14 protein-coding genes are annotated in these 25293 nt (G+C 65.9%); 8 read left to right on the top strand and 6 right to left on the bottom strand.

The window, feature by feature from the left end; genetic code table 11:
• Positions 1–11 precede the first annotated feature (11 nt).
• Positions 12–3413: a BACON domain-containing protein gene (locus OH491_RS09995; protein WP_068771542.1), complete on the top strand. Its 3402-nt coding sequence runs from the start codon at positions 12–14 to the stop codon at positions 3411–3413.
• A 156-nt stretch (positions 3414–3569) separates the two neighbouring features.
• On the opposite strand, the gene OH491_RS09990 is transcribed toward OH491_RS09995, so the two are convergent.
• The 3 genes from OH491_RS09990 to OH491_RS09980 form a co-directional block, all read right to left on the bottom strand.
• Positions 3570–4472, bottom strand: a complete 903-nt coding sequence (locus OH491_RS09990; protein WP_068771543.1) for an N-acetylglucosamine kinase — start codon at positions 4470–4472, stop codon at positions 3570–3572.
• 18 nt (positions 4473–4490) lie between these two features.
• Positions 4491–6281, bottom strand: coding sequence for a HAMP domain-containing sensor histidine kinase (locus OH491_RS09985; RefSeq protein WP_334319486.1), 1791 nt, complete (start codon positions 6279–6281; stop codon positions 4491–4493).
• Positions 6282–6507: 226 nt separating this feature from the next.
• Positions 6508–7842, bottom strand: coding sequence for a sigma-54-dependent transcriptional regulator (locus OH491_RS09980; RefSeq protein ID WP_068771545.1), 1335 nt, complete (start codon positions 7840–7842; stop codon positions 6508–6510).
• A gap of 355 nt (positions 7843–8197) precedes the next feature.
• Between OH491_RS09980 and OH491_RS09975 the strand changes: the two genes are divergently transcribed.
• The 6 genes from OH491_RS09975 (at position 8198) to trxA (ending at position 11865) form a co-directional block, all read left to right on the top strand.
• Positions 8198–8935, top strand: coding sequence for an RNA polymerase sigma factor (locus tag OH491_RS09975; RefSeq protein WP_334319487.1), 738 nt, complete (start codon positions 8198–8200; stop codon positions 8933–8935).
• Positions 8925–9251: a hypothetical protein gene (locus OH491_RS09970; RefSeq protein WP_068771547.1), complete on the top strand. Its 327-nt coding sequence runs from the start codon at positions 8925–8927 to the stop codon at positions 9249–9251. The genes OH491_RS09975 and OH491_RS09970 overlap by 11 nt, the downstream gene beginning before the upstream one ends.
• Positions 9252–9256: 5 nt before the next feature.
• The gene (locus tag OH491_RS09965; RefSeq protein ID WP_068771548.1) at positions 9257–9871 is read left to right on the top strand and encodes a hypothetical protein; all 615 of its coding nucleotides are present in this window, start codon (positions 9257–9259) and stop codon (positions 9869–9871) included.
• 278 nt (positions 9872–10149) lie between these two features.
• On the top strand, positions 10150–11166 hold the full coding sequence (locus OH491_RS09960; protein WP_084442397.1) for a segregation/condensation protein A: 1017 nt from the start codon (positions 10150–10152) through the stop codon (positions 11164–11166).
• A complete protein-coding gene (locus OH491_RS09955) occupies positions 11163–11417 on the top strand; it encodes a hypothetical protein (protein WP_068771549.1) in 255 nt (84 codons plus the stop codon). The genes OH491_RS09960 and OH491_RS09955 overlap by 4 nt, the downstream gene beginning before the upstream one ends.
• 118 nt (positions 11418–11535) lie before the next feature.
• Entirely contained in the window at positions 11536–11865 is a 330-nt protein-coding gene (gene trxA, locus OH491_RS09950; RefSeq protein WP_068771550.1) for a thioredoxin, read from the top strand.
• A gap of 356 nt (positions 11866–12221) precedes the next feature.
• Here the strand turns inward: trxA and OH491_RS09945 are convergent, their stop codons facing one another.
• The 3 genes from OH491_RS09945 to OH491_RS09935 all read right to left on the bottom strand — a co-directional run bounded on the left by OH491_RS09945 (position 12222) and on the right by OH491_RS09935 (position 23088).
• Entirely contained in the window at positions 12222–18572 is a 6351-nt protein-coding gene (locus tag OH491_RS09945; protein WP_342751008.1) for an autotransporter outer membrane beta-barrel domain-containing protein, read from the bottom strand.
• Between the two features lie 88 nt (positions 18573–18660).
• Positions 18661–20877, bottom strand: a complete 2217-nt coding sequence (locus OH491_RS09940; RefSeq protein WP_068771552.1) for an FAD-dependent oxidoreductase — start codon at positions 20875–20877, stop codon at positions 18661–18663.
• 120 nt (positions 20878–20997) lie between these two features.
• The gene (locus OH491_RS09935) at positions 20998–23088 is read right to left on the bottom strand and encodes a carbon starvation CstA family protein (RefSeq protein WP_334319489.1); all 2091 of its coding nucleotides are present in this window, start codon (positions 23086–23088) and stop codon (positions 20998–21000) included.
• Between the two features lie 383 nt (positions 23089–23471).
• Here OH491_RS09935 and OH491_RS09930 point away from each other — a divergent pair, with 383 nt between their 5' ends.
• Positions 23472–25268: a GxGYxYP domain-containing protein gene (locus OH491_RS09930; RefSeq protein WP_334319490.1), complete on the top strand. Its 1797-nt coding sequence runs from the start codon at positions 23472–23474 to the stop codon at positions 25266–25268.
• Positions 25269–25293: the final 25 nt, after the last annotated feature.

Raw genomic sequence — 25293 nt, 5'->3', positions numbered from 1 at the left:
CATGGCTCCGCATGAACAAAAGCATCCGGAAACCCATCCGCCGGAAAATCCTCACTTTTGCCGCGAGCGTGCTTCTCGCCACCGCCGCGTTGCTCCTTTTCCGTTCCCCCGCGAAAAACACCCCTCCTTCGCCCGCCGCCCCCACCGCCGATGTCCCTGCCGGTGCCGCTGGCGAAACCGCCGCCGGCCAAGTCGCCGCGGTGGACGCCGTCTCCGCGCCCGACCCCGCCGCACCCCTTTCGCCCAAAGTACGCGCCACCTTCGAAAAAATCCCTGACGGACGTTTTCGCGAAGAGGTTCTCGCCCTCGCTCCCGCAGCCCGCACCCGCGTCCTCCGCCAGCTCGCCGCGCGCCCCGTCCCCGCCGCCGATTACGCCAGCCTGCGCGTCACTCCGGAAGGCATGCTCTATTACGCCTGCGTCTTCCCCGCCGCGCCCACCGTCGCCAGCGGCACCACGCCCGCCTCTGCCATCACCCCAGCCGACGACCCCTCGCTCCTTCAGTCCTTCAGCCCTTCAGTCTTTTCCACCCCCGCTGCCGCCCCTGTTCCCATCAGCCAGCCCCCCGTTCGCCACTCCCGCCCCGGCTCTCGCAACATCCTCTTTCTCGACTTCAGCGGCATGGAAATTCGCGACACGTTATGGAACACCTCCGCCGGCGGCACCGGCGTCCGCCCGCTCATCCGCGCCAAACCCTTCTCCCTCGACAGCGACACCACCACCTTCAGCGACACCGAACAGCAAGCCATCCTCCTCATCTGGGAGCGCGTGGCCGAGGACTTCGCCCCCTTCGATGTGGATGTGACCACCGAAAAGCCAGCCGAGTTCATCCGCACCACCGGACATGCACTCGTCACTCATTCAAAAGACAATGATAACCGCGACATGCCCGGTGTTGCCGGCGGCGCCGCCGGTATCGCCTTTCTCGATTGTTTCGGCGAGATCAATTACGCCGAAAAAGTGGTCAACGCGTTCGACACCCTGCCCGCTGCCAGCCCAGCCCTCATTTATCACGACAAACTCAGCAACAACTCCGCCAGCATCGCCTACGCGGTTTCCCATGAACTCGGCCACAACCTCGGCCTCCACCACGACGGCCCCGGCAGCGTCATTGTCACCGGCGGGGATGGCGAGGACGTTTACGGCTACTACGGCGGACACGGCTCCGGCGCAACCTCTTGGGCACCCATCATGGGCAACGGTTACAGCCGCAGCGTGACGCAATGGTCCAAGGGCGAATATTACAGCGCCAACAACCACGAGGACGATCTCGCCTTCATCGAATCAAAACTCGGCTACCGCGAGGAAACCGCCGACACCTCGCCCGCGCTCGCCGATGCTCTCGTCCCCGCCGCCGACGGACGCCTAGGCGCCTCCGGCGTCCTTCTCCGCGCAGGCGACGCGCACCTTTACTCTGTCAACCTCGGCTCCGCCGCCGCCACATCCTCCACATTGAATCCCTTCCGTCCCGCCGACGGCTCCACCGCCAATGCTGGCAACACCGACCTCCGCCTCGAAATCCTCGACGCCAGCGGTATCATCGTTGCCGCCGATAACCCGGCCAATGCCGCGAATGCCACCCTCACCCACACTCTCGTCCCAGGCCAGTGGCTTCTTCGCGTCACCTCCACCGGCTACGGCACGCCTCTCGCTGGCCAGCCCACCGGCTACACCGACTACGGCAGCATCGGCCAATACACCCTAGTCACCAACCTCGTTCCCTCCGCCCCCGCGCTCCCCGACGCCCTCGCCGCCAGCGCCACCGCCCCCCGCCTCCTTTGGCACACCACCACCGCCTCCGCCATGCCTTGGTTTGGCCAGGCCGGCATCACCCACGACGGCCTCCACGCCGCGCAAAGCGGTTCCATCCCTGCCGGCGCCGCCAGCATCCTCGCCACCATCCTTGAGGGACCCGGCATCCTCGGCTTCTGGTGGAAAACCTCCGCCGCCTCTGGCGACACCCTCGCCCTCACTCTCACCGACCTCGGCTCCGACACCACCAGCGGTGGAGCCAGCGGCACCCTCAGTTACGGCGGTATCAACACCGGCACGCTGACCCTTAGCGGCTCCGGGGGCCTCGGCGGCAGCGGCACGCTTGTCACCGGCAGCACTGGCGGTGGAGCCAGCGGCACCACCAGCATCCCTTTCCTCGCCGCCTCCGCTCCGCAACTCCTCGCCGAAATCTCCGGCCAGACCAACTGGACTTATCACACCGCCACTCTCACCACCCTCGGCGCCCATCTCCTCGAATGGACTTACCTCAAGGACGCCGCCACCCCCTCCGTCGCCTACCTCGACCAAGTCAGCTGGGCGCCCGCCCAAACTATCCTCGCCCCCATCCCTGCCGTCCGCGATGTTACCAGCGGCACCGGCCAGTTTACCCTCGCCATCGAAACCAACACCGTGTGGGCCGCTGCCACCGACGCCCCTTGGCTTGCCCTCGCCCCCGCCAGCGGCACCGGCGTCGCCATCCTCACTGTCACCCACGACGCCAACCCCATGTCCCTTGCCCGCCGTGCCACCGTCGCCATTACCGCTGGCGGTCTCGTCCGTACCACCGCCGTCACCCAATCCTTCACCATCCCCCTCGCCACCGCACTCGACAACGCGCTCACTTGGCAGACCGGCGGTGACGGCGACTGGTTCGGCCAGAAAACTACCATGCACGACGGCGCGCACGCCGCGCGCAGCGGTCTCATCCGCGGCGACCAGCAAAGCTGGCTCCAAACCACTGTCAGCGGCACCGGACTTCTCCGCTTCTGGTGGAAAGTCTCGTCCGAGGAGGAGGAACCAGACGCGTTTGACGGCATGCGCTTCTACATAGACGACCAGGAACAAGCGCGGATCTCCGGGGAAATGGACTGGGCTCCCCGCGAGTTTCCCCTCACCACGCCCGGCGCACACACGCTGAAGTGGCAGTATGAAAAAGACTACTACCTGTCCGTCGGCACCGACGCCGCCTGGCTCGACCAAGTCACTTGGCAAACCACCCCCGCCTCGCTCGCCATCACGCCATCGGAGGTGGACGTGCGCGCCACTGCCGGCCAGTTCAGCATCATGGTGACATCCGACGTCTCGTGGAACGCAACCTCCGGCGTCCCATGGCTGACCGTCACCCCCGCGAGCGGTGCCGGCAATGCCACCCTCACCGCCACCTACAGTGCCAACAGCGTCCCCGCCGCACGCGTCGCCACCCTCACCGTCACCGCCGTCGGCGAAACCCGTTTCTGCGAAGTCACCCAAGCCTCTGCCAGCGGCATCTCGACTGTCTCCACCGGCTCCGCTACCGGCGACACGAACAATCCCGGCACCACTCCCGGTGCCGATAGCGGAGGAGGCGGTGCCGCCAGCCTCTGGTCGCTGGCCGCGCTCGCTTTGCTGTTTGGCATTCGCAGCCGGAGAAAACTCGAATAGAATTCGCCGCGCGTTTGTCCGGCGAGCCGCGCAAGACGCCTCAATCCCAAGCCGTCCCGTCGAAGAACGGCAGGAAGTCATGTCGCAACGCAGCAGTCAGGAAACGCGGCAGTGCGCTGCGCATGGCCTCACCTCCCTCGTCAGCACGGCCGGATTTCACCGTTTCAGCAGCAAGCGGCGCACTCCTTCGATCGGCGCGGCCGTCACGGCGGCAAGAGTCAAGGCCGTGCGGGCCTGGAGATGCGCATGGATGGCCGGCCGGGCTAGGACGCGTCCGCTGACAAAAGCGGGCACATCGGCGGGGGCATCCCCGGGGAACAGCCTCTCCGCCACCCGCGCGGCGAGGTCGAGAAGAGGCCGGCTGGCCTCGGTGACGACGGCCAGTCCGGCGGCGTCTCCGGTTTCGGCCAGACCGACGACCGCAGGGGCGAACGCGCCAAGATACGCGTTGGGCTCGGGGTGCGCGTAGAGGTGGCGGACAATGGCAGCTGGCTCGGCGAGGCCGGTGTGGCGGCAAAGCAAACCGGCCAGCGCGGTACGCGGAGTCCAGCCTTGCAGCTCGACGAGCGCGGCGGCGGCGGCGAGACGGCCGATTTCGTAACCGCCGGCCGGATCGCCCAGGCGCCAGCCAAGCGCCCCGGCGTGATGCACGCAGCCGTCCGGCGCGCGCGCGACGATGAAGGAACCTGTCCCCGCATGGAGCACGATGCCGCAGCGGCCTTCGGTGGCGGCCTCGAGCACCGCGAGCGAGTCGCGCAACGCCTCGACGCGGCCATACCGTCCGCCGCCGGCAAGCGCGTCCGCGGTTTCGCGCCAGTGTCCGGGCGAGCCCGCCATGCAAAGCAGCGTGCGTCCGACGACCGGCGGCCCGCCGGAGGCCGGCGCCTGCGCCAGAAGGGCGGCGAGCGCGTCGGAAAGAATCTCGCGCGAGCGGGCCGCGCCGGTGACGCTCGGGTTGCAACCGGGCGCGATGTGCCTCGCGACGATCCCGCCGTCCGGCGAAACAAGGATGCATTCGGTCTTGGTGCCGCCGCCGTCGATGCCGATCTGGTAGGTCATTGGAACAACGAAAACAAATCATGCGGGCGCCGCCTGCGTTTCCGGCGCGGCCACGGGCAGATGGAAATAAAAATCGCTCCCTTCGCCCACTTTGCTGGCGCAGGCAATGAAGCCGCCGTGGGCCAGCACGATTTCACGCGCGATGGCCAGGCCAAGGCCGGCGCCTTTGCGCGCCTGGCCGGGCACGCGGTAGAATTTTTCGAACACATACGGCACCTCGTTCCCCGGAATGCCTGCCCCCTGGTCGCGCACGCCGAAGCGCACGCTGCCGTCGCCCGCCGGGCGGGCGTAGAGCGTGATGACGCCGCCCTCGGGCGAATATTTGGCCGCGTTGCCGAGCAGGTTGACAAACACGTGCCGGATGCGCTCGGGATCGAGAAACACGTTTGTGACCGCCTCATCCACCTCGATTTCGATGCGTTGCCCGACATCGTCCACGATGGGCTTCATTTCGCGCGCCATCTCGGCGAGCAGCGCGCGCACGGGTGTGTCGCGGCGGCTGAGCGCGGCGCGGCCGCTCTCGATGCGCGAGAGGTCGAGGATGTCGTTGAGGATGCGCAGCAGGCGGTCGGCGTCGTCGCGCGCGGTTTCGAGCAGGTCGCGCTGGCGCGGCGAAAGCTCGCCGATATTTTGTTCGAGCAGCAGATACACCGCCATGCGCAGGCTGGTGAGCGGCGACTTGAGCTCGTGGCTGACGGTGCCGACGAGGTTGTTTTTCGCGTCGTCGAGCAGGCGGAACTTGGTCACGTCCTGCAGGATCATCGCCGCCCCGCCGAAACCGGTCAGCTCGTCGCCGATGGCGAGGATGCGCGGCAGATAAAACCGCTCGTCGTTCCCGACCCGCGTCATGACGACATGGTTGTAATCAGACGGCAGGAAATGCACTCCCGTCCCGAGCACTTCCTGGATGCGCGCGCCCAGCGGCTCGGGAAACCCGTCCGCGAATTCCGGCGACGCGGCGAGCGCCTCGGCAGCGGGATTGCGCAGCTCGGTGGAGCCGTCGCGCGCGATGACAAACAGCGGGTCGGGCGTGGAGGTGAGCGTGGCCTCCATCGTGCGCTGGGCGCGGACGACGCGCGCGGTCATCGCGTCGCGATAGGCGCGGAGCTTCGCGGCCATGGCGTTGAAGGTGCGCGCGAGTTCGCCGAGTTCGTCCCGCGAGGTGACGGGCACGTCGTGGTCGAGATTGCCGTCGCCGAGCGCGCGCGCCGAGAGCGTGAGCGATTCGATGGGCTGGAGGATGGAGCGCGCCAGGCGCCAGCCGAGCCAGAGGGAAAGCGCGATGCCCGCCGCGATGGCCGCGGCCAGCACGCGCGTGCCGACACGCGCGAACTCCGACACGCGCTTCGCCTCGTCCTGAAGCTCGCGATGGTCGGACTCCATCAAGGTGTCGAGCGACTTGAGCGCGTTGAAAAACATGACCTCCGCATTGAGGTAATTCTCGCGCGTCACCGGCGCGCCGGTGGCAAACACCGCGTCGCCCTGCGCCTCCATTTCGCCAAAGGCGTCCGCCACCGCCTCCAGGGAAAGCGCCCGCATCGTGCCCGCCGAGGCAAACGACTCGGCCATGAGCGCCTTCTTGAAGCGCCCGCGCTGGCGCTCATATTCCGGCCGCGCCTCCAGCTCGAAACCGTCCTGCGCGCGATGGATGGCCGCGGTGACGCCGGTCGCGGCGTCGCGCATTTCATGCGCCGCGAGCACCATGCGGAAACTCTGCGCAAGCTTCTCCTCCATCGAGCGCCCGAGGTTCCGGCAGACCATGATGCCCGCCACGCCGACCAGAATGAGCAGCAGCAACAGTGGGAGCATCCCGAGATTGAAACGCGTGCGAAGCATCGTTGCCCAAAAGGGAATCCGCCGGGAGGGAAAAAACAAATACGAAAAACGGGCCGTCCCTCCCCCCATGCGTCCCCCCGTTCTTTCCTCTTTATCTTTCTCTTTCTCCCGTGAAGACGAAGCCTGCCTGAATCGGAGGAGAAAGAAGAAAGATAAAGATAAAGAGGAAAGAACGGGGGGGGGAATGATCCGCGCCCGTTTAGATCAGCCCCATTTTCTGCCGCTTGCGATAAAGCGTCGCCGGGTCGATGCCCAGCGTGCGCGCGGCTTCGTCCAGACTTTTCGTCGAGGCCAGGATGCGGCGGATATGCTCGGCCTCGAGTTCGTCGAGCGTCACGCGCGCGCCGACGGCGATGCGGGCGTCGGACTGCGGCTGGAAATTCTCCGGCAGGTCGTCGAGTTCGATGATGTCACCCGCGGCGAGGATGGCCGCGCGCTCGATGACATTGCGCAATTCGCGCAGGTTGCCCGGCCATGAGTAGCGCACAAACGCCTCGCTCACCTCCGGCGCGAAACCCGTCAGGCGCTTGCCCATGCGCTCGCGGAAAAAGCCCAGCGCGCGCATTGCCAGGCGCATCAGGTCGCCGGGCCGGTCCTTCAGACCGGGCAGCGTGACGTTGATGACGCTGAGCCGGTAGAACAAATCCTCGCGGAAGCGCCCTTCCTTCATCTCGTCGGCGAGGTTGCGATTGGTGGCGGCGATGACGCGCACGTTGGCGCGGCGCACCTTCGCCTCGCCCACGCGCTCATACTCGCGCTCCTGGAGCAGGCGCAGGAGCTTCGGCTGGATTTCCAGCGGAAGCTCGCCGATTTCGTCGAGAAAAAGCGTGCCGCCGTCCGCCGAGGCGACCTTGCCCAGCGTGTCGCCCACCGCGCCGGTGAACGAGCCTTTCACGTGGCCGAACAACTCGCTCTCCAGCAATTCGCGCGAAAGGCTCGGGCAGTTCACGGTGACAAACGTCCCGTCGCGCTGCGCCCCGCGCCGGTGGATTTCGCGGGCGAGCATGCTCTTGCCGGTGCCGCTCGACCCGAGCAGCATGATGGTGGCGGGCGTGGCGGCGGCCTTGAACGCGATCTCGAGCGCGCGCTGCATCGCGGGGTCGGTGGAGTCGAAATCAATCTCGGCGGACTGCTCGTTGAGCTGCGTCTCCAGTTGCTTGACGCGCTGCTCGAGCTTGCGCGTGCGCGCGACCTGCTCGAGCACCTGGCGAATTTGCTCAGGCGTGAACGGCTTTGGGATGAAATCAAACGCCCCGCGCCGCATGGCCTCGACCGCCGTGCTGATGTTGGCAAACGCGGTGAACATCACCACCGCGATGCCGGGCTGGGCCTTCAGGATCTTGTCCAGCACCTCGACGCCGTTCTCCGCGCCGAGGTTGACATCGAGGAAACACGCGTCGCACGGCGCCTCCTCGAGGAGCTTGAGCGCGCGCAGGCTGTTGGGTGCGTCCACGACCGCATGCCCCATCGTTTCGACGGCGAGGCCGGTGGTTTTGCGGATACTGGGTTCATCATCGACAATCAGGACGCGCATGGCAGGGAAATACAAAGGAGGGTTCAATCAGTTCCGCATCGCAAGGACGTTTGAAGCGCGCGCAAGTTGCGCCATCCCCAAAAAAGCCAAGGCGGGGCCGCATACGCAGCCCCGCCAGGTCCAGCTTCAACTAACATATCCCGGGAGTATTGCCTCCCGGGAAATAGGAAATGTTTGCGAGAAAAAGAACCCGATCGCCGGCTCGGATGCCCGCAGCGATTCGCGCCCGACAGACTCGCCCTGCCTCCACCGGTTCCCGAAAAACGGAGGATTTTTTCCCAATTGGCCGCTTTCGAAAGGCAGATACTACGCAATATCATCCGGCATCGCTCCTTACAATTATTCACAAGCCCGCTTGCCTTTCGCGGCAAAACGCAAAACGCTTGTCACCTATTCGCAACCATCGGCGTCCGGCAACGACGTCGTGCTCACTATCGCCATCAACTCGCTCTTGGAAAACGAAGCCACAGCGCCATCGGGTGCAACTTTTCGGCCTGCGCAGCGTCAATCGGCTGACGGCAATTGCGGAGCATGCCCGGCCGACGAGAGCATCTCCGGAACCGACGCCTTGGCGGACCTCGTCCGCCGGGCGCAGGCCGGAAACGAAGCAGCCCAGCACCAACTCATCGTCAGCTACCAGCACCGCATCGCCGGGTTCATTTACACCATCCTCAACCGCTCCGATTCCATCGAGGATCTGGCGCAGGTTATTTTTATCAAGATGCTCCGCGCGCTGCCCAAGCTCACGCAGCCCGCGCAGTTCGAATCGTGGCTCTTCCGCATGGCGCGCAACGCCTGCATCGACCACATCCGCCGCCAGCGCTGGCAGCGTTTTTTCACCCCCATCGAAACCGAGGAACGCGTACTCGACATCCCCGAAACACCCAAAACCGTCGACACCGAGGAACTCGACGCCCTTCGTCACGCCCTCTCCAAACTCAAGCCAAAGGACCGCGCCCTGCTCGCCCTCGCCCAGGAAGGGCACAGCCAGGTCGAAATGGCCGAGATGACCGGCGTGAGCGTCGTCGCCCTCAAAGCCCGCCTCCATCGCGCCCGTGAACAACTTCGCCAACACTACCGCCATGAAACCTGAAAACGCCCAATCCCGCCTCTCTGCCCACGCCGCGCCCGCCGAAGCCCGCGCGTGGGCGCAATTGCAGGCCGGCGCCGCCGCGCGCCTGCCGGGCGACTTCGCCGTCCGTATATTGCGCGCCCATCGCCTCGCCCAGTCGCGCCGCTCGCCCGCCGCCCGCTTCCTCCTGCATCCCTTCGCGCTCTCCGCCTACACCGCTGCTGCGTGCCTGTTCGTCGTCGCCCTGCTCACCCAGAGCAATCGCGAAATCAACCAGCGCCGGCTGGCCGAATGGCAGGACATCGAGCAACAGGCAGCCAACCTCGAGCCGCTCTAAAAAACATGAGGGATAAAGCCATCATCTTCATCCTCACCACCGCCATCGGGTTCGCCGTCGGCTTCTACGCCGGCAAATGGAACGAGCGCAACCGCCCGGTCTGCGCCGCGCCCGCCGCCGTGCTCGACGAAGTGCGCGACGAGCCGCTCAAGACTACCATCAGCGATCCCGCCCGCGAAGAGGCGGTCCGCCGCATCGAGGCCGAGATGGAGGTGTTCAGGACAAAGGTGAACGCCATCCGCGACGATTTCCTGGACAAGCTCGACGACATCCTCGCCACGCCCGGGCAGCACGAAAAATTCAAGGCGATACGCGAGCGTTTTCTGGCCAAACGGCCGCGCCCCGCGGCGTCCGCGGACGCCGCGACCGATGAGGCTGCCCGCCTCGCCAAGCCACCGCCGAAGCAGGAGGAGTTCGAATCGGTCATCATGATGCTCATCATGGTGCCGCGCGCGCAGGAATGGTTTGTCCGCAAGCTCGATCTCGACGAAAAGCAATCGGGACAGGTGCAGGCGCTCCTGGTCGAGCGGCGCGACAAATTCATCGCGCTGGTGGACGCCACTCCGCCGCCCAGCACGAAACTCCACCGCATCGCGCCGCAACCGGACGCAGCCAAATGAAAAAGTGCTTCCCCGCTATTTTCGATATCTGAAAACAACAAAAAATTAACCGCAAAGAACGCAAAGAGCGCAGGGAACAATCCTGTTTTTCCATGAGTTCTTTGCGTTCTCTGCGGTTAAATAAGCAAACCAGCCATTCAAAATAGCGAGGAACCAAAAAAGTTTTAAGTTGGAGTTCAGACAGCGGCGCGCCCTCCGACTTCAACTTGAACTTAAACCGGAGTCACCGCCGCCTTTTTCCTTGCCCGCCACGCGCCGCCGCCAAGCATCAGCGCCCCGTGGTTCCCGACGCAGATTATCGCATAAAACTCCCGGTCTTCGAAGGCCCGCTCGATCTCCTCCTTTTCCTCATCCGGAAAAACGAGATCGACATCTACGACATACCCATCGAGTCGGTCACGCGCCAGTATCTCGACGTGCTGCGCAACATGAAGGAACTCGACCTGGAAATCGCGGGCGATTTCTTCGTGATGGCGGCCACGCTCATGGAAATCAAAAGCCGCATGCTGCTGCCCAAGGGCCACCATGCCATCGATCCCAACGCCGAGGACGACGACCCCATCGACCCACGCTACGAACTCGTCCACCAGCTCCTCCAATACAAAAAATTCAAGGAAGCCGCGCGCGAATTGCAGGAACTCGCCACGTTTCAGGACAACAAGCTCCCCCGCCTCGTCACCGAGGAAAAGCTCGGCGAGGAGGACCGCCCGCTCAAGCCGGTGGACCGCATCGACCTCTGGAACGCCTTCAACCTCGTGCTCCGCCGCCTCGCCGAAAAACTCGTTGTCGGCGAAATCCAGGACGAGCAGGTCACCGTCTCCGACCAGATGGAGGTGATTCTTGAGAAACTGCGCACGGAAAAAACCTTCCTCTTCACCAGCCTCCTGCCCGAGCGCATCGAATTGCGCATGCTCGTCGCCTCGTTCCTCGCCGTGCTCGAACTTGCCCGCCTCGGCAAACTCCGCGTGCGCCAGGACGACGCCTTCACCGACATCATCTGCACCGCGCGCGAAACCGCCGCGCACGAACCGGAAGAAACCACGGCGCACGAACCGGAACAAAGGAGCGCGGGCATTCCTGCCCGCGAAACCCCGGCGGACACGGAAACATCGCCCGCAACCGAAACGGCACCAACCGTCCTGTCCCAACCACAAGGCAGGGAGGGCTCCCTACCGGAAATGGCCGTCGAATCCGGACAAGCCGCCGCTCCCGCCGGCGCGGATGCGGACGCCGGCGACACCGCCGCGCAAAACACACTTGAAACACCCGCCGGCCCCGGCACCGTGACACCGTGAGCAAAAAGCCAGCCAGAAAAAAGCCCGTTCGCGCCGGACTTCTCGGCGTCGGCCTCGACAACGACGATGGACACAAGCGCATCACCACCGGCGAGCAGTTTGCCATCGTCGGCGGCTCGTCCGAGACGCACGAGCGCATGACCGAGACCGTCGTGAAGACATTCGAGGAGCTGAAACAGCGCGGCAAGCACATCGCCGAAGTCGGCCACAAGGAACTCGCGGAAATCATCCACAAATCCTCCCCGCGCTGAAGAGGATGCGCATGCGCCGCGCTTTCCGCTTTCGCTTTCTGGCATTCCCGTCATTTTATCTCCCGCTTCGTTTTTCATTCCGTCCTCAACCCGCAACACTCAAATCCATCCGCAAATCATGTCCGACAAAATCGAGCACCTCACCGTTGATTCCTTCAAAACCGCCACCGCCACGGGCACCGTGCTCGTTGATTTCTGGGCTCCGTGGTGCGGTCCCTGCAAAGCGATCGCCCCCGTGCTCGACGAAGTCGCGACCGAGCTCACCGGCAAACTGAAAGTCGCCAAGGTCAACGTGGATGAACACGGCTCCCTTGCCGCCGAATACGGCGTGCGCTCCATTCCCACCTTCATCATTTTCAAAAACGGCGCGGTGGCCGAAAAAATCGTCGGCGTGTCCGGCATCACGACCAAACCCGCCTTTGTCGCCAAGATCCAGCCGCACCTGTGATTGCCCGGGGCGGCCCGGCGTTCATCGCTCTGGATAGATGAGACAACAAATCCCGCCAGACCGGCGGGATTTGTTGTCTGGCCGTATGGCGTGCCGCGTGCCGCTGTCTTTCCGTGTGGTTTGCGTGGCACGGGCGGGACGCCCATGCCACCCGACCCGGACGGCACGTTCGAGATCGGACGGCACGGAGGTAGTCCCTCCATTTTGAAAATCTAACACCAATTACCAATTGTGATTAGACTGCTGGAGGGCCGAGCTCCCGCGAGGCCGTGGCCGGAAAACCGTGCGTCCAACCGCGACGGCCTCGCAGGAGCTCGGCCCTCCAGCAAAGGCCTGTTTTCCATTGGCGATTGGCATTACCATGAATAGCGCAGGCCGACGCTGGCGGAGGTGCTGTCGATGTTGCCGCCGCCGGTCCACATGCCCGAGGCATACAGGCTGGCGCGCGTGCCGAGCAGGAACGTCACGCCGCCTTCCACCGTGAAGAGCGAGCCGCCGAGGTCGTTGTCGAACCAGAAGCCGGATATCCCGATCTTCTGGTCGGCATCGAACTCGTAGCCGCCGCTCACGCGCAGCCACGGCGCAAACGAACTGTGCGTGTCGAAGGGAATGTTTGTGCTCCAGCGGATGCCGCCGCGCGCCTGAAGCGAAGTGGTCGAGCCGAAGCGATAATCGCGGCTGAAGCGGTCGGCGTTGTCGTCAAAGGATTGATCCTGCCAAACCGCCTGCACCGACGGTTCTATGCGCCCGAGGAGGTGGAAGGCGTAGCCGGTCTCGAGCGCGAACGCGAGGCCGTTGCCTTTCACGCGCAGGCGGTCGTCGGGCGCGTTCACGTCGTATTCAGTTTTTCCATACCGGGCGAGCCCGTCCACATACCAGTTGCCCTTGGCGAGCGTGCCGTAGAGACCGAGCGCGCGCTGCTGTCCGTCGAGCTCGGCGCCGGGCGAGGGATGGCTGTCACCGGCATCGAACGCATCGAAAAAGACGCCGAGGACGAGCCGGCTGCCGTCACCCCAGACTCCGGGGAACAGGTGATCGGCGCCGACTTGGAACCCGCGGGTGCGCACGTCGGTGCCGTCGAACAATTCGCCGGTGACGCGGTCCTCGCGGTAGATGCCGCGCGCCCAGAGGCTGTCGAGGCGGTCGGTTTCCACGCGCAGTTCGCCGAGGCGCTGCGCGGCGGAGTCGAGCCCGGCCTGCCCCATGAGCAGCGCGAGGGTGGGGATGGCGGTGGCGGCGGGAACCTCCGGGGAGACCATCGCGGCGGCGAGCGTGAGGTTGCCGCCGGCGTCGAAGGCCGCGCCCAGGTCGAAAATGCCGTCGGTGACGCGCTGCGAGAGCACGGCCTTGAGCTGGCTGGTGTCGGAGCCCGCGCCGGCGTCGATCACGTCCACGCTGGCGGCGCCGGTGCTCATCGTCTCGTCGAGGGCGAGGCGGATGAGCATCGTGCCGCTGCCGGTGAGCGCGCCGCTGACGGTGAGTTTGTTGTTGCGGCCGATGAGCCCGGCGTCGGGGTTGAAGGTGGCGTCGAGGATGACGGAGCCGTCGGCCGCAAGACCCGCGACCGTCTGGTCGAAGCCGCCGAGGTCGAGTATCGCCCCGCCGGATACACTGTGGGCGGAGGCGGCGTTGAGGACGCCGGCCGCGCCGGCCTTGAGCGTGCCCGCGAGCACCCGGGTCGCCCCGGTGTAGGCGCTGGCCTGCGAGAGGGTGAGCACGCCCGCGCCGCGTTTCTCAAACACCCCGGCGCCGGTGACGACGCCCGCGTAGGCGCCGTCCGAGGCCTGGTCGAAAACGAGCGTGCCGGCGTTGGCGATGTTGCCCCGCAGGCTGTCGGTGTTGCCCTGGAGCGTGCCGGCGGCGATGGAGAAGCCGGGCGCGGTTGCGGCGGCGGCGCCGGTGAGCACGAGGGTGCCGTCGCCGGTCTTGGTGAGCGTGCTGGATGAGCCGGTGATCGCGCCGGACAGCGTGGCGGTCGCGGCGGCGGCGACGCTCACTTCGCCGTTCTGGCGCAGTTCAAGCGCGCGCGCGCTGGCGAAGCCGTCGCCCAGTTCGAGCGCGGCGCCGGCTCCGTCGAAAACGATCTCGCGGTTCAGGCTGGCGAGGCCGAGCTGGCTGTCGGCGGTGACGCGCAGTGTGCCGCTTTTGAGCAGCGTGTAGCCGGCATAGTTGTTCGCGCCGGTCATGGTGGCGACACCCGCGCCCGCATCGACCACGACAAACACGCCCTGCTTTGCGAGGTCGGTGGCGTGGCCGATGGCAAAGGCGTGGTCGCCCGCGCCGAGGGTGATCTTGTCGTTGCTGCCGATGACGCCGCCGAGGCTGCCCGAGAATGCGAGCAGGCTCCAATCGTTGGCGGCCGAGCCGTCGCTGACGTAGGTGGTGTCGGAGAGGTCGAGCCAGCCGCCGTTGAAGGTGAAGGCGTGCGCAACGGAGGGCGCGTCGGTCGCGATGATGTTGCGCAGCGCGACCACGCCGGCGTCGATGCGCGTGGCGGCGTGGCCGAGCGCGGCGGTGCCGGAATAGACGAGCGTGCCGTCGCCGAGCTTGGCCAGCGTGCCCGCCGTGCCGGTCACCGCGCCCGCAAGCGTGAGCGTGTGCGCGCCGGTGTCGATCGAGGCGGTGACGCCGTCGGCGATGGCGAGGGTGTTGGAGAGGATGATGTTGCCGGCGTTGGCGCGAAGGATGGCTTCGCCGGAGAAGGTGATGGCGGCGGTGCCGGTGCCGAGCTGGGCGGCAGTGGAAAACGCAATCGCGCCGCCGGACAGGTCGATGCCGCCGAGGAAGGTGTTGACCGCGTTGGCCAGGGTGAGCGTGCCGGCGCCGGTCTTGACGAGGCGGCCCTGCGCGCCGGTCACCTCGGAGGTGCCGCTGTCGAGCACGAGGGAGGCGGAATCGCCGGTGATGCCCGCGCCGGTGAAGGTGAAGTCGTCCGCACCCTCGACAAACAAATCGGAGACCCTCGCGCCGCCGCCCGCGATGGCGATGGTGTGGCTGGCGGCGAGGCTGCCGGTGAACGTCACGCTGTCGCCCGCGGCAAACTTGCTCACCGAGCCGTCCCAGTTGCTGTCAGCGTTGTTCCACGCGCCGCCGGTCGAGCCGGTCCAGACGAGGTTGCGCGACTGGTCGGCATTATAGGTAAGGAGCAGGAGGTTTCCGGTCGTGCTGGAGAGCACGGCCTGCTGGCGGCCGCCGGCGACTTGCGTCTGGCCGTCAATGGTGACGGTCGCGCCGTCGAGTTCGGCGATGTTGCCGAGGGTGTAAACGCCGATTTCGGGGGCGTTGATGTCGATGGTGTTTGAGCCGCTGACCGCGAGGGTGCCGCCGGCGTCGATGGTGAGGACATCGCTGAGCGTGCCGGTGAAGAGGCCGAAGGTGAGCGTGGCGTCGTGCAGCGCGAGCGTGCCGCCGATGATGAGCGTGCTTGAGGTTGAGAGTCCGCCGACGCGTAGTGTCACATTGGATACAGAAACGTTGCCCGAGAAGGCGCCCGCGCCGCCGACGATGGCGCCGGAGGCCGTGGCGGTGACGTCGCCGCCCAGCGTCGCGGCGGACGCAAGGAGGAGCGCGCCCTGGTCAACCCGTGTCGTGCCGGCGAAGGCCGCGCTGGCGTTGCCGGCGAAGGTGAGCGCGCCGGAGCCGGTCTTCACCAAGGTGCCCGCGCCGGAAAGCTGCCCGGAATAACCGACGGCAAAGGTGCCCGTGTCAAACACGCCGGTGTCGGCGGCGGCGGTGACGGTGAGGCTGTTCGCGAGGTCCGCAATGCCGGCGGCGGCGCGGAGCGCGGCGCTGTTGCTGAGCGTGATGGCCGCGCCGGGACCGGTGGCGATTTGCGCGGCGTCGGTGAAGGAGATGACGCCGCCGGAGTGGTCGATGCCGGCGGTGAAGGTGTTCGGGCCGGTGTTTTCAAAGACGAGCTCGCCCGCGCCCTCCTTGACCAGCTTGCCGCTGGTGCCGGTGGCGACGGCGGAGCCGTCGAGCACGGAGGCCGCGTCGGTCGTGAGGCCGCCCGTGCCGGTGAAGGTGTGCGTGCCGCCGCCGATGACGCGCACCTGCGAGGCGGTCAGGGCGTCCGCGAGCGTGACCGTGCGGCCAGCGGCGGAGCCGTCGCCGTCGAACAACACGCTGTCGCCGTCGCGGAAGTAGTTTTCGGCGTTGGCCGCTCCGTCGGTCCAGTTCGCAGTGGAGCCGGGGGCGCTGGTCCAGACGGCGTTTTCCGAGCCCGTCCACGTGAGGCCGAGGCTGACGACCTGATTGGTGAGGGAGAGTGTTTTCGCGCCGTCGTCGATGTCAATCGAGGCATGGTTGCGCGCGGTGAGTTCGGCGCCGTTGGCGGTGATGGCGAACTTTGTCGTGTCGGAAGCCGCGAGGCCGGAGCCGGCCCAAGACATGAGGGTGAACGTGCCGGAGTCCACCGCGCCCAGGTCGATGGTGGCGGTGCCGGTGAGCGCGAAATCGCCGAGCGCGGCGAGGAGGTCGGCGGCGCCGCCCGCATACAGATCGTGCCGCAGCACCGCGCCGTCGGCCAGCGTGAGGTTGCCGGTGAGCGAGAGGGTCTGCGCGGCGGTTGCGCCGGCCTCGCCGACGCGGACGGCGGCGGCATCGAGCGCCTGCGGAATCGCGATCGTGCCGGACCCGGCGAGCGTCAGGCCGGTGCCGATGACGGGCGTGCCAGCGGAGTCGAAGGCGAGGGAACCGCCCTCGAGCGCCTCCAGCGTCGCGCCATTGGCGATGGTGATGGCATTGGCCCGGACAATGCCGTTGCCCGCGAGCGTGGCGCCGGACGCGACGGTGAACGAGCCGGTGCCGCTGTCCGCCCCGTAGATCGCGCCGCCGGTGAGCTTGAACGCGCCGGCGGCGACGGCGGTGTCGGCGACGATGGCGGATTGGTATTGGTCGAAAAGCACGGAGCCTGCGCCGGTCTTGGTGACTGCGATGGCGAACTTGGCGGTGGCGTCAACCGCCGACGCGATGGGGTCATAAAAGTTAATGGAGTTGCCTTCCGTCGCCTCCAAATTCAGCGCGATGCCGGCGCCGGTGGTGATGTTTTTGAGGTAAATTGCGTTGGGCACGCCGGAACCGTCGTCGCTGACGCGATGGCGGTTGTCGCGGAAAACGATGTCGCCGGTGGTGGCGGCGAGCGTGGCGGTGAAGGCGGCGGCGGTGGTGGCCTCGAGGATGATCGCGCCGCCTTCGAGCACGGAGCCGGCGGTGGTGCCGGCGCGGTTGCCGGTGAAGCTGCCGCTGCCGATGAGGGAAAGGCTGCCGATGGTGGCGATCGCGCCGCCTTGGAGCGAGGCGGTGTTGCCCGTGAAGGCGAACGGGCCGGTGATGGTGACGGCGGAGGCGGCGTTGTTGTGGCGGATCGCGCCGCCGGGGCCGCCGGTGACGGTGTTGTCGCGCATCTCCACGCCGTCGCGGAAGGTGACGGGGCTGGCAGCGTAAATGCCGCCGCCGTTTTGCACGGCGGTGTTGGAGGAAATGACGGTGTAGCCGGTGACATCAATCACGTGGCCGGCGGTGTTGAGGTGGAGCGCGCCGCCCGAGCCGGCGAGGGCGTTGTTGCGGGAGAAATTGCCGCCGGCGAGGAGGTAAATGTCGCCGCTCTGCGAGTGGATGGCGCCGCCGCCGGTGCCGGCGGTGTTGCCGGTGGCGGTGACGTAGGAGCCGAAGGTGATCGTGCCGGCGGGGAAATAATAAATCGCGCCGCCGTTTATCCGCGAGTAGTTGTTGGAGAAGAGGGAGGTGCCGGAGATGGAGAGGTTGCCGGCGACGACATAGATGGCACCGCCACCGCGCTGGCCGGCTTCGCTGCGGTTGTCCTGGAAGGTGGCGTTGCCGAGGATGGTGAGGCCGTTGGCGGCATGAATGGCGCCGCCGAGGCTGTTGGCGGTGCCGGTCATGGTGTTGGAGGCGAAGAAGGCGTCCTTTTCAAAGAGAATGGAGCCGGCGGCCTTGATGGCGGCGCCGCCGTTGCCGGCGATGTTGCGGGAGAAAGAGGCGTTGCCCTTGAAGACGAGGTCTCCGGTGCCGATGTTTACGGCGCCACCGCCGCCGCCCGCAATGTTGTCATTGAAGATGGAGGAGCCGGCGACGGTGAGGGTGGCACCGGCGGTGCTTATGTTTACCGCGCCACCGTTGGCGCCGATGGCGGTGCCGGACATGTTGCCGGCGAACGTGACCAAACCGCCCGCGCTGCCGAGCAGGAGGCTGCCATTGGCGGCGTGAATCGCACCACCGCTGTTGAGGGCGGTGGCGCTGGTGATGGCAAAGCTGCCGAGAAGCGAGGTGGTGCCGGTGGTGTCGCCACCGCTGATGGTGAACGCGCCGCCGTTGTTGGAATAAACCGAGTTTTTGATTTCAATGTCGCTGAGCGTCATGGCGACGCCGCTGTTCAGGGCGGCGAAACGGAACCCGGCGGCATCGATGACGCGCGTGACGCCGGCGATGTCGGACTGGAAGACGAGCGATCTGTCGTTGTAGCCCGGGCTGTAGCCGAGCTGGACGTCGCCCTTGAATACAATGGTGTCGCTGGAGGCCCAGGAGCCGGTCACGGTCGAGTTGATGGTGGTGGCGGGCTCGACTTGGTGGATGTCGGCGCGGGCTGGTGCGGCGAGGAGGGCGAATGCGGCAAAGAAAAGGACGGCGACGGAGATTTGCTCACGCAACGACGCGGCGGGCGCAACGGTGGCGGTTTTTGTTTTCATGGGCATGGCGGGTATGGTTTTTGAGATTTTGGGATTGGGAATTTTTTGGGGATTTGGAATTTGCGAGCGCGGCGAGCCTTGCCACTTGCTACTTCGCCTTGTCACCGGCGGCGGGGACAAAGCGCACCGCGTCGATGGCCACGTAACCTTTCGCGCCGGCGTTGGAGATCGTCACGACGGCGTCCTCGCCGGCCTTGAACTCATACTCGCCCAGCGGGACGAAGGTGAAGGGGCCGTCCTTGCGCTTGCGCTGGTTGACCATGAGCTTCGTTTCGCCTCCGGCGTGCTGGATGGTCACGGGAACATTCATCGCCCGGTTGCCTGAGACCGGCCAGGCAACGGAAACCTGGTAGCGGCCCGACTGCGGCAGCTTCGCGGCGAATCGCGCCATGCAGGAGCCGTCGCCCTCGGCCTCGTCCACGAGACCCACGCGCTGGCGGTATTCGATGTCGGTGCCGCGCGTGCGTTTCCAGCGGCCCTTGAGCTGCGCCTTTTCATAGTGCACCTCGATGGCCGCGGGTTTTTTCGACTCGCCCGCCTGAATGACCGCGGTGGCGGGCAGCGCGGTGTGTTTCCCGTCCTGAGCGATGAGCATGATCTTGTAAACGCCTTCGCGCGGGATGGTCCACTTGACCTGCCGGCCCGCGGCCTGCACCGCGCCGCTGCCGTCGAAGTTCCAGGAGAACCGGGTGAGCGGCGTGCGGGCGACTTCCTCAACCGCCTCAAGCTCGACGGCCTGGCCGGGCGCGTAGGGTGGGGGCGTTTTCACGCGGATGCCGGCGACCGGGCGGTAGGGAGCGGCGAGCGGCACGCCGCTTTTGCGGAGCGCAGACTGTAGTTTTTCAACGGATACGTCCCACACGCTGCTGTTCGCGCGGCGGGCGAGATGCGCGGCGGTGCCGCCGGCCTCGCCGAGCATCATGAAGACGGGCTCCATGCGCAGGCTGGAATACGCGACGTGGCTCGCGGAGACGGCCGCGACGACGAGCAGGTTTTTCACTCCGTGGGGCGTGATGCTGCGGTAGGGAATCTCGTAGGGATCGGTGGACTGGTTGAAGTGACCTTCCTCGACGCGTCTGGCGTCGGTCCAGATATGCTGCGTGGAGTGGCTGTCCATGTTGTAGCTGCCCATGCAGATGGCGTCGGGCTTGAAGCGGTCGTATTCGCAGTCGCGCTGGGTGAGGAAATAGCGGCCCATCATGCGGCGGGCGACGCGGATGTAGAGCTGCGGGGTGACATGGCCGCTCTCGACGTATTCGTCGGAGGGCAGGCCCCACTTGCGCGCGCTGGCCTTGAACTCCTCGGACAGGCGCGGGTCGTTTTGCAGCATCCACCAGAGGCTGAGCCAGTGGTCCTGCACGCGCTGCACGATACGGGCGCGGGCCTCGTAGTCGGCCTCGGGATACGCCATGTTGATGTCGAGCATGTCGGCCTTGTTCGGGTCGCACTTGCCGTTGATCATGCCCCAGCGCTGGTAGTCGTCGAAGAGGACGGTGAATTCCTTGATGTCGTGCTCGCGGACGACGCGCACGAAATACTCGAACGGCTCGGGGTCATAGTTCGCCGGTTTCGGGATGGGCACGCGGATGTCGTCGCGGTTGGTGAGCGTGCCGCGGATGTTGTAGGACTGGAGGCGGTGGTCGCTTTTGCCCAGATACTCGGCGGGCCCCTTGGTGATGCCGGCGAGGGGTTCGTTGTATTCCGAGCGCGCCTCGCGGCCCACGCGGTAGAGCACGCCGGAGGCGGCCATGAGGTCACCCTCGTAGGTCCCGTCGATGAACACGGGCGCGGCGTAGGCGAATTTTTCACCGGTGCGGTAGTCGCGGGTGACGATCTTTTGTATCACGCCATTGGATACATGGGATTTCACGAGCTGCTCGTGCGTGCGCACGGTCACGCCGGCCCCGGTGAGCATTTGCATGAAGACGGCGCCGGCGACCTTGGGCTCGAAGATGAGCGCGGCGCCCGCGGCCTTCGCCTGCTCGGAGGTTTCCCCGTAGGCTTTTTTGTTATGCTCTCGCACCCGGTTGAAAAACTCCTCGGAGAGCCCGCCGATGGTCTCGCGTTTGCCGATGTCGGTCTTGGTGAGGCCGCCGGTCATCATGCCGCCGACGAGGTAGCCGGACTCGAGCAGGAGGACTTTCTCGCCCGCGCGTCCGGCAGCGACGGCCGCGGTCACGCCCGCCGAAGTCGCGCCGAACACGACGATATCGTAGTCGCGGTTGACGGGCAGGTCGTTCGCGGACTGGCCGGACAGAAGGGACGTTAAAAGGAGGACAAGCAAAACGAAGGGGATCTTTTTCATGACAGGTGATTCAGGAGCAGGATGGGCGGGTTGTTTTTCTTTTGGGTGTTGATGATTGGTTTTTCGATTTTTGGGATTGGTTGCTTTTGCAATTTGTGGTTTTCGACCGCTGCTTTGTCGCTACTTCGCTGTTGCGAGGATGTCGGTGCGCGGTTCCTCGCGGAGGGGGATGGATTGCCTGCTGGCGAGCATGAGCCACCAGGAGCGTGCGGAGGCGGCGAGGATGAGCAGGACCAGGATGAGGAAGCTCGCGGTCACCGCGGTGTTCACGTACTGGTTGAGCAGGAGATGCCGCCACTGCGCGAGCTGCGCGGGCGGCGCGCCCGAGGCCGCGCCCGCGTCGATTCTTTCGGCCAGGCTGCGCGCCGCGCTCAGGAAGCCCAGCCGTGGGTCGGCCGCGAAGATTTTCTGCCAGCCCGCGCTCATCGTCACCGCCAGCAGCCAGGCCAGCGGCAGCCACGCCACCCACGCGTAGCGCGCCCGGCCCATCTTGATGAGCACCGTCGCGCCCAGCGACAGGGCGATCACGGCCAGCAGCTGGTTGGCCACCCCGAAGATCGGCCACAGCGAGTTGATGCCCCCGTGGGGATCGACCACGCCCTGATATAAAAACCAGCCCCAGGCCGCCACGAACAGCACGCTCGCCGCCCAGCTCGCCGCGGTCGAGCGCGTGTTGCCCAGCGGCCGCCATATCCCGCCCAACAAATCCTGCACCAGGAAGCGCCCCACCCGCGTGCCCGCGTCGATCGTGGTGAGGATGAACAGCGCCTCGAACATGATTGCGAAGTGATACCACAGGGCCATCGCCGTGGGGTTTTTCAGCACGCTCGAAAACATCCGCGCCATGCCCACCGCAAAGGTCGGGGCTCCCCCCGTGCGTCCGATCATGGTCTTCTCGCCCACGTCGGAGGCGAGTTTTTCCATCTGCGCCTCGCTCACCGGAAAGCCCAGCTCCGTCACCTGCGCGGTCACCTCCGCGGGCGTCCCGGCCATGTTGATGGCAAAATACTCGCCGGGCTGCATGGCGCACGCCGCGATCAGCGCCATCACCCCCACCAGCATCTCCGTGATCATCGCCCCGTAGCCCACCACCCGGATGTCCTTCTCTTTCGCCAGCAGCTTCGGCGTGGTCCCCGACGCGATCAACGCATGGAAGCCCGAGACCGCCGCGCACGCGATGGTGATGAAACAAAACGGAAAGACCTTCCCGGCGAACACCGGCCCGGTCCCGTCGACGAAGCGCGTCAGCGCGGGCATGTGCAGGGTCGGCGCCAGAAAAATGATCGCCACGCCCAAGAGCGCCACCGCGCCGATCTTCATGAACGTGCTCAGGTAATCCCTTGGGGCGAGCAGCAGCCAGACCGGCAGCACGCTGGCCAGCAGCCCGTAGCCCATGATGCCCCAGGCCAGCGGCCGGCCCTCCAGCGTCAGCCAGCCCTCCAGCGCGGTGCCCTGGATCCATTTGCCTGCCACCACCGACAAAAGCAGCATGACCACGCCGAAGGCGCTGACCAGCCCCACGTGCACCTTGCCCGACTTGAGCCCCACGCCCATGAGCATGGCGATGGGCACGGTGGCCAGGATGGTGAACAGCCCCCAGGGACTCTCCGCCAAGGCCCGCACCACCACCAGCGCCAGCACCGCGATGATGATGACCAGAATCGCCACCGTGCCGAGCAGCGCGACCGCGCCGGCGAAGGGCCCGACCTCCTCGCGCACCATCTGCCCGAGCGACTTGCCCCGCCGCCGGATCGAGCAGAACAGGACAATCGAGTCGTGCACCGCCCCGCCGAGGGTCGCGCCGACGAGAATCCACAGCAACCCGGGCAGGTAGCCGAACTGCGCGGCGAGCACCGGCCCGACCAGCGGTCCGGGCCCCGCGATGGCCGCGAAATGGTGCCCGAAGACCACCCAGCGGTGCGTCTTCACAAAGTCCTTGCCGTCCTCGAAGGCCACCGCCGGGGTGGCCCGGGTCTCGTCGAGGGTGAGCACCTTTGCCATCAGCCAGGCGGAATGAAAGCGGTAGGCCAGCGCGAAGACGCACACCGAGGCGACCACCACCCAGATGGCGTTGACCGGCTCGCCCCGCGACAGCGCGATGATCGCCGCCGAGACCCCCAGCAGCGCCGCCACCACCGCCCACACTACTAGCGCCAACGGCTTCAGCCGCGGACGCGCGGCAACTCTCTGGGTGGATTCGGGTGTAGTCATAGGGTAAAGCAGGACTAACTAACCTATATCAGAATATGTTTGTCAATAGAAATTTTCCGAGCTCGAATAGTGAGCTCACTATAAAGCAAGGGCAGCGGGGATGCCGACGCTCCATGAATCCTCCGAAATAGCCGCTATTCTCACCAATTTTCGTTCAGATATTGATCAATCAAGGATTGCCCATGCCTGTCTCCAGCCGGGAATATGCTTTTTCTCAGAAAAACTTTGACAAAGTGAAAATATTCCGACCTATGTCAGTCGCTTTACCCGGAATCCCCTTCATGCCTTACTCACGCATCACCTCTTTTTCTCCACGCATGAAAGTCGCTTTCGGCGCCCGATGCCGCATCGCCGCCAGTCTCGTTTTTGTGGTCATTTTTTTCATGAACACATTCGCTTTTGTCTCCGCGGCCACACCCCCGAAAGGCACGCCGCCCGCGAAATTGTTTCGCATCGCGCACACGCGTCTCTCCAAACCCGAGCTTATCGCGCTCACCTCCCTCCAAGGCATCCTCGCCAAGGACAGCGCGGAAAACCTCTACCTCGATGACGGCTCGGCCGGTTACAAACACTGGCTCGAAATCCTGAAAACCACCCATGGCACGCAGGTCGAGGACGCGGCGTCCTGCCGCGCGCTGCTGGCCCATTTTGCCAAAGCGCCCGCCGGTTATCTGCTCTGCCGCGCCGCCGACCAGCGCTCGCTCGCCCTCGCGGGCACGCTCGCCGGGCCGTTGCGCGGAATCATCATCGACGAACCGCTCCAGTCGCTGGCCGATTCGCTCGGTTGGCAACAACTCCACGACACCCGCGAAAAGGACTACGCCTGGCTCGACCGCGCGCTCGCGGAGGCGAACGCCGGCACCGCCAACGTAGGGCCTGACCTCGCGTCAGGCCGCGAATGTCCCAGGCTGTCCGCGTGCCCTTCCAATCCCGGCGCGACGCAAGGTCGCGCCCTACACGCCGCAACCACCCCCGATATCATCGTCTCCCAGCCCCCCGGCCAAGTCTGGCAGGCCCGCGACTACGCCGTGCTCGCCAACGCGCAAGTCGTTCCCGCCCCCGCCAGCGGCAAGGGCAATCCCGCCGACGAATCCGAGACACGCCTTGCCGCGCGCGCGCGCCAGCCCACCCGCGCCGGTGCGCTGCCGTTCATCCTCGGCTGGGGCGACGGCGAAAAAGAGGACGAGCAGACTTTCATCGGCCGTGTGTCGCGCCTCGGCCTTCCGCTCATCCCCTCCGACCACGCGCGAAACCTCTCCGTGCTCAGCAGCCTGCCGGTGCCGGACGGAGGCCTGAAACAAAAAGGCTCCGCCACGCGCACGGCGAAATCCACCCAAAAGCCCGCCAAGAAACACACCGTCACCTTCGTCCTCTCCGACGGCGACAACATGAGCTGGCTGCTCTTCGACTGCCCGGTGAACGACCGCTGGTTCGCCAGTCCCGCCCGCGGCCAGGTGCCGCTCGGCTGGGGCATGGCCCCCGCGCTGGCCGAGTTCGCGCCCGGCGTGATGCAGTGGTATTACGACCAGGCCGCGACCGCGGTCGCGGAAGTGGAAAGTGACAAGTATCAAGTAACAAGAGACTCCAGCGCGCACCCGGCGACCATGTCCCTTCATTCCGCATTGCCCCGCGACCACTTCATCGTCGGTCCCTCCGGCAACGGATACTTTTATCCCAGCCTCATGCCTCCCGGCGCGCTCGCCGCCCACTGCGCGGAGTTGAACCGCCTCATGGGCCTCTCCGACCTGCGCCTCGTGCAGATCATCGACAACGACGCCTTCGAGCGCACCGACCTCTGGGACGCCTATCTCTCGCAGCCCAACATCGACGGCCTCATCTACTTCGACTACGCGCCCTACGACAAATACCGCGGCCGCATCGTCTGGGCGCGCGGCAAGCCCGTGGTCTCCGCCGCCATGCAGCTATGGGGCTCGGGCCATCACGCATCCACGCCCGCAAAACCCTCGCGCAACTCTCCCGACGCCGTCGCCGCCCGCCTCAACCGGGCCCCGCGCGATCCGTATTCGGAAAAAGGATACTCACTCGTGGTCGTCCACGTCTGGACCCACACCGTCGCCGACGTCGCCGCGCTCGCCGCCCGCCTCGACCCGGGCGTCGAGGTCGTCGCGCCCGACGAGTTTTTCCGCCGCGTCCAAGCCAACTTGGGAAATAATCAATAGACACAGAGAACACAAAGCTCCGACA

The organism is Termitidicoccus mucosus (assembly GCF_038725785.1).
GTDB classification, from domain to species: Bacteria; Verrucomicrobiota; Verrucomicrobiia; order Opitutales; family Opitutaceae; genus Termitidicoccus; species Termitidicoccus mucosus.
The sequence above is the reverse complement of the archived record's forward strand: the minus strand, read 5'-3'. Positions and strand labels throughout refer to the sequence as shown.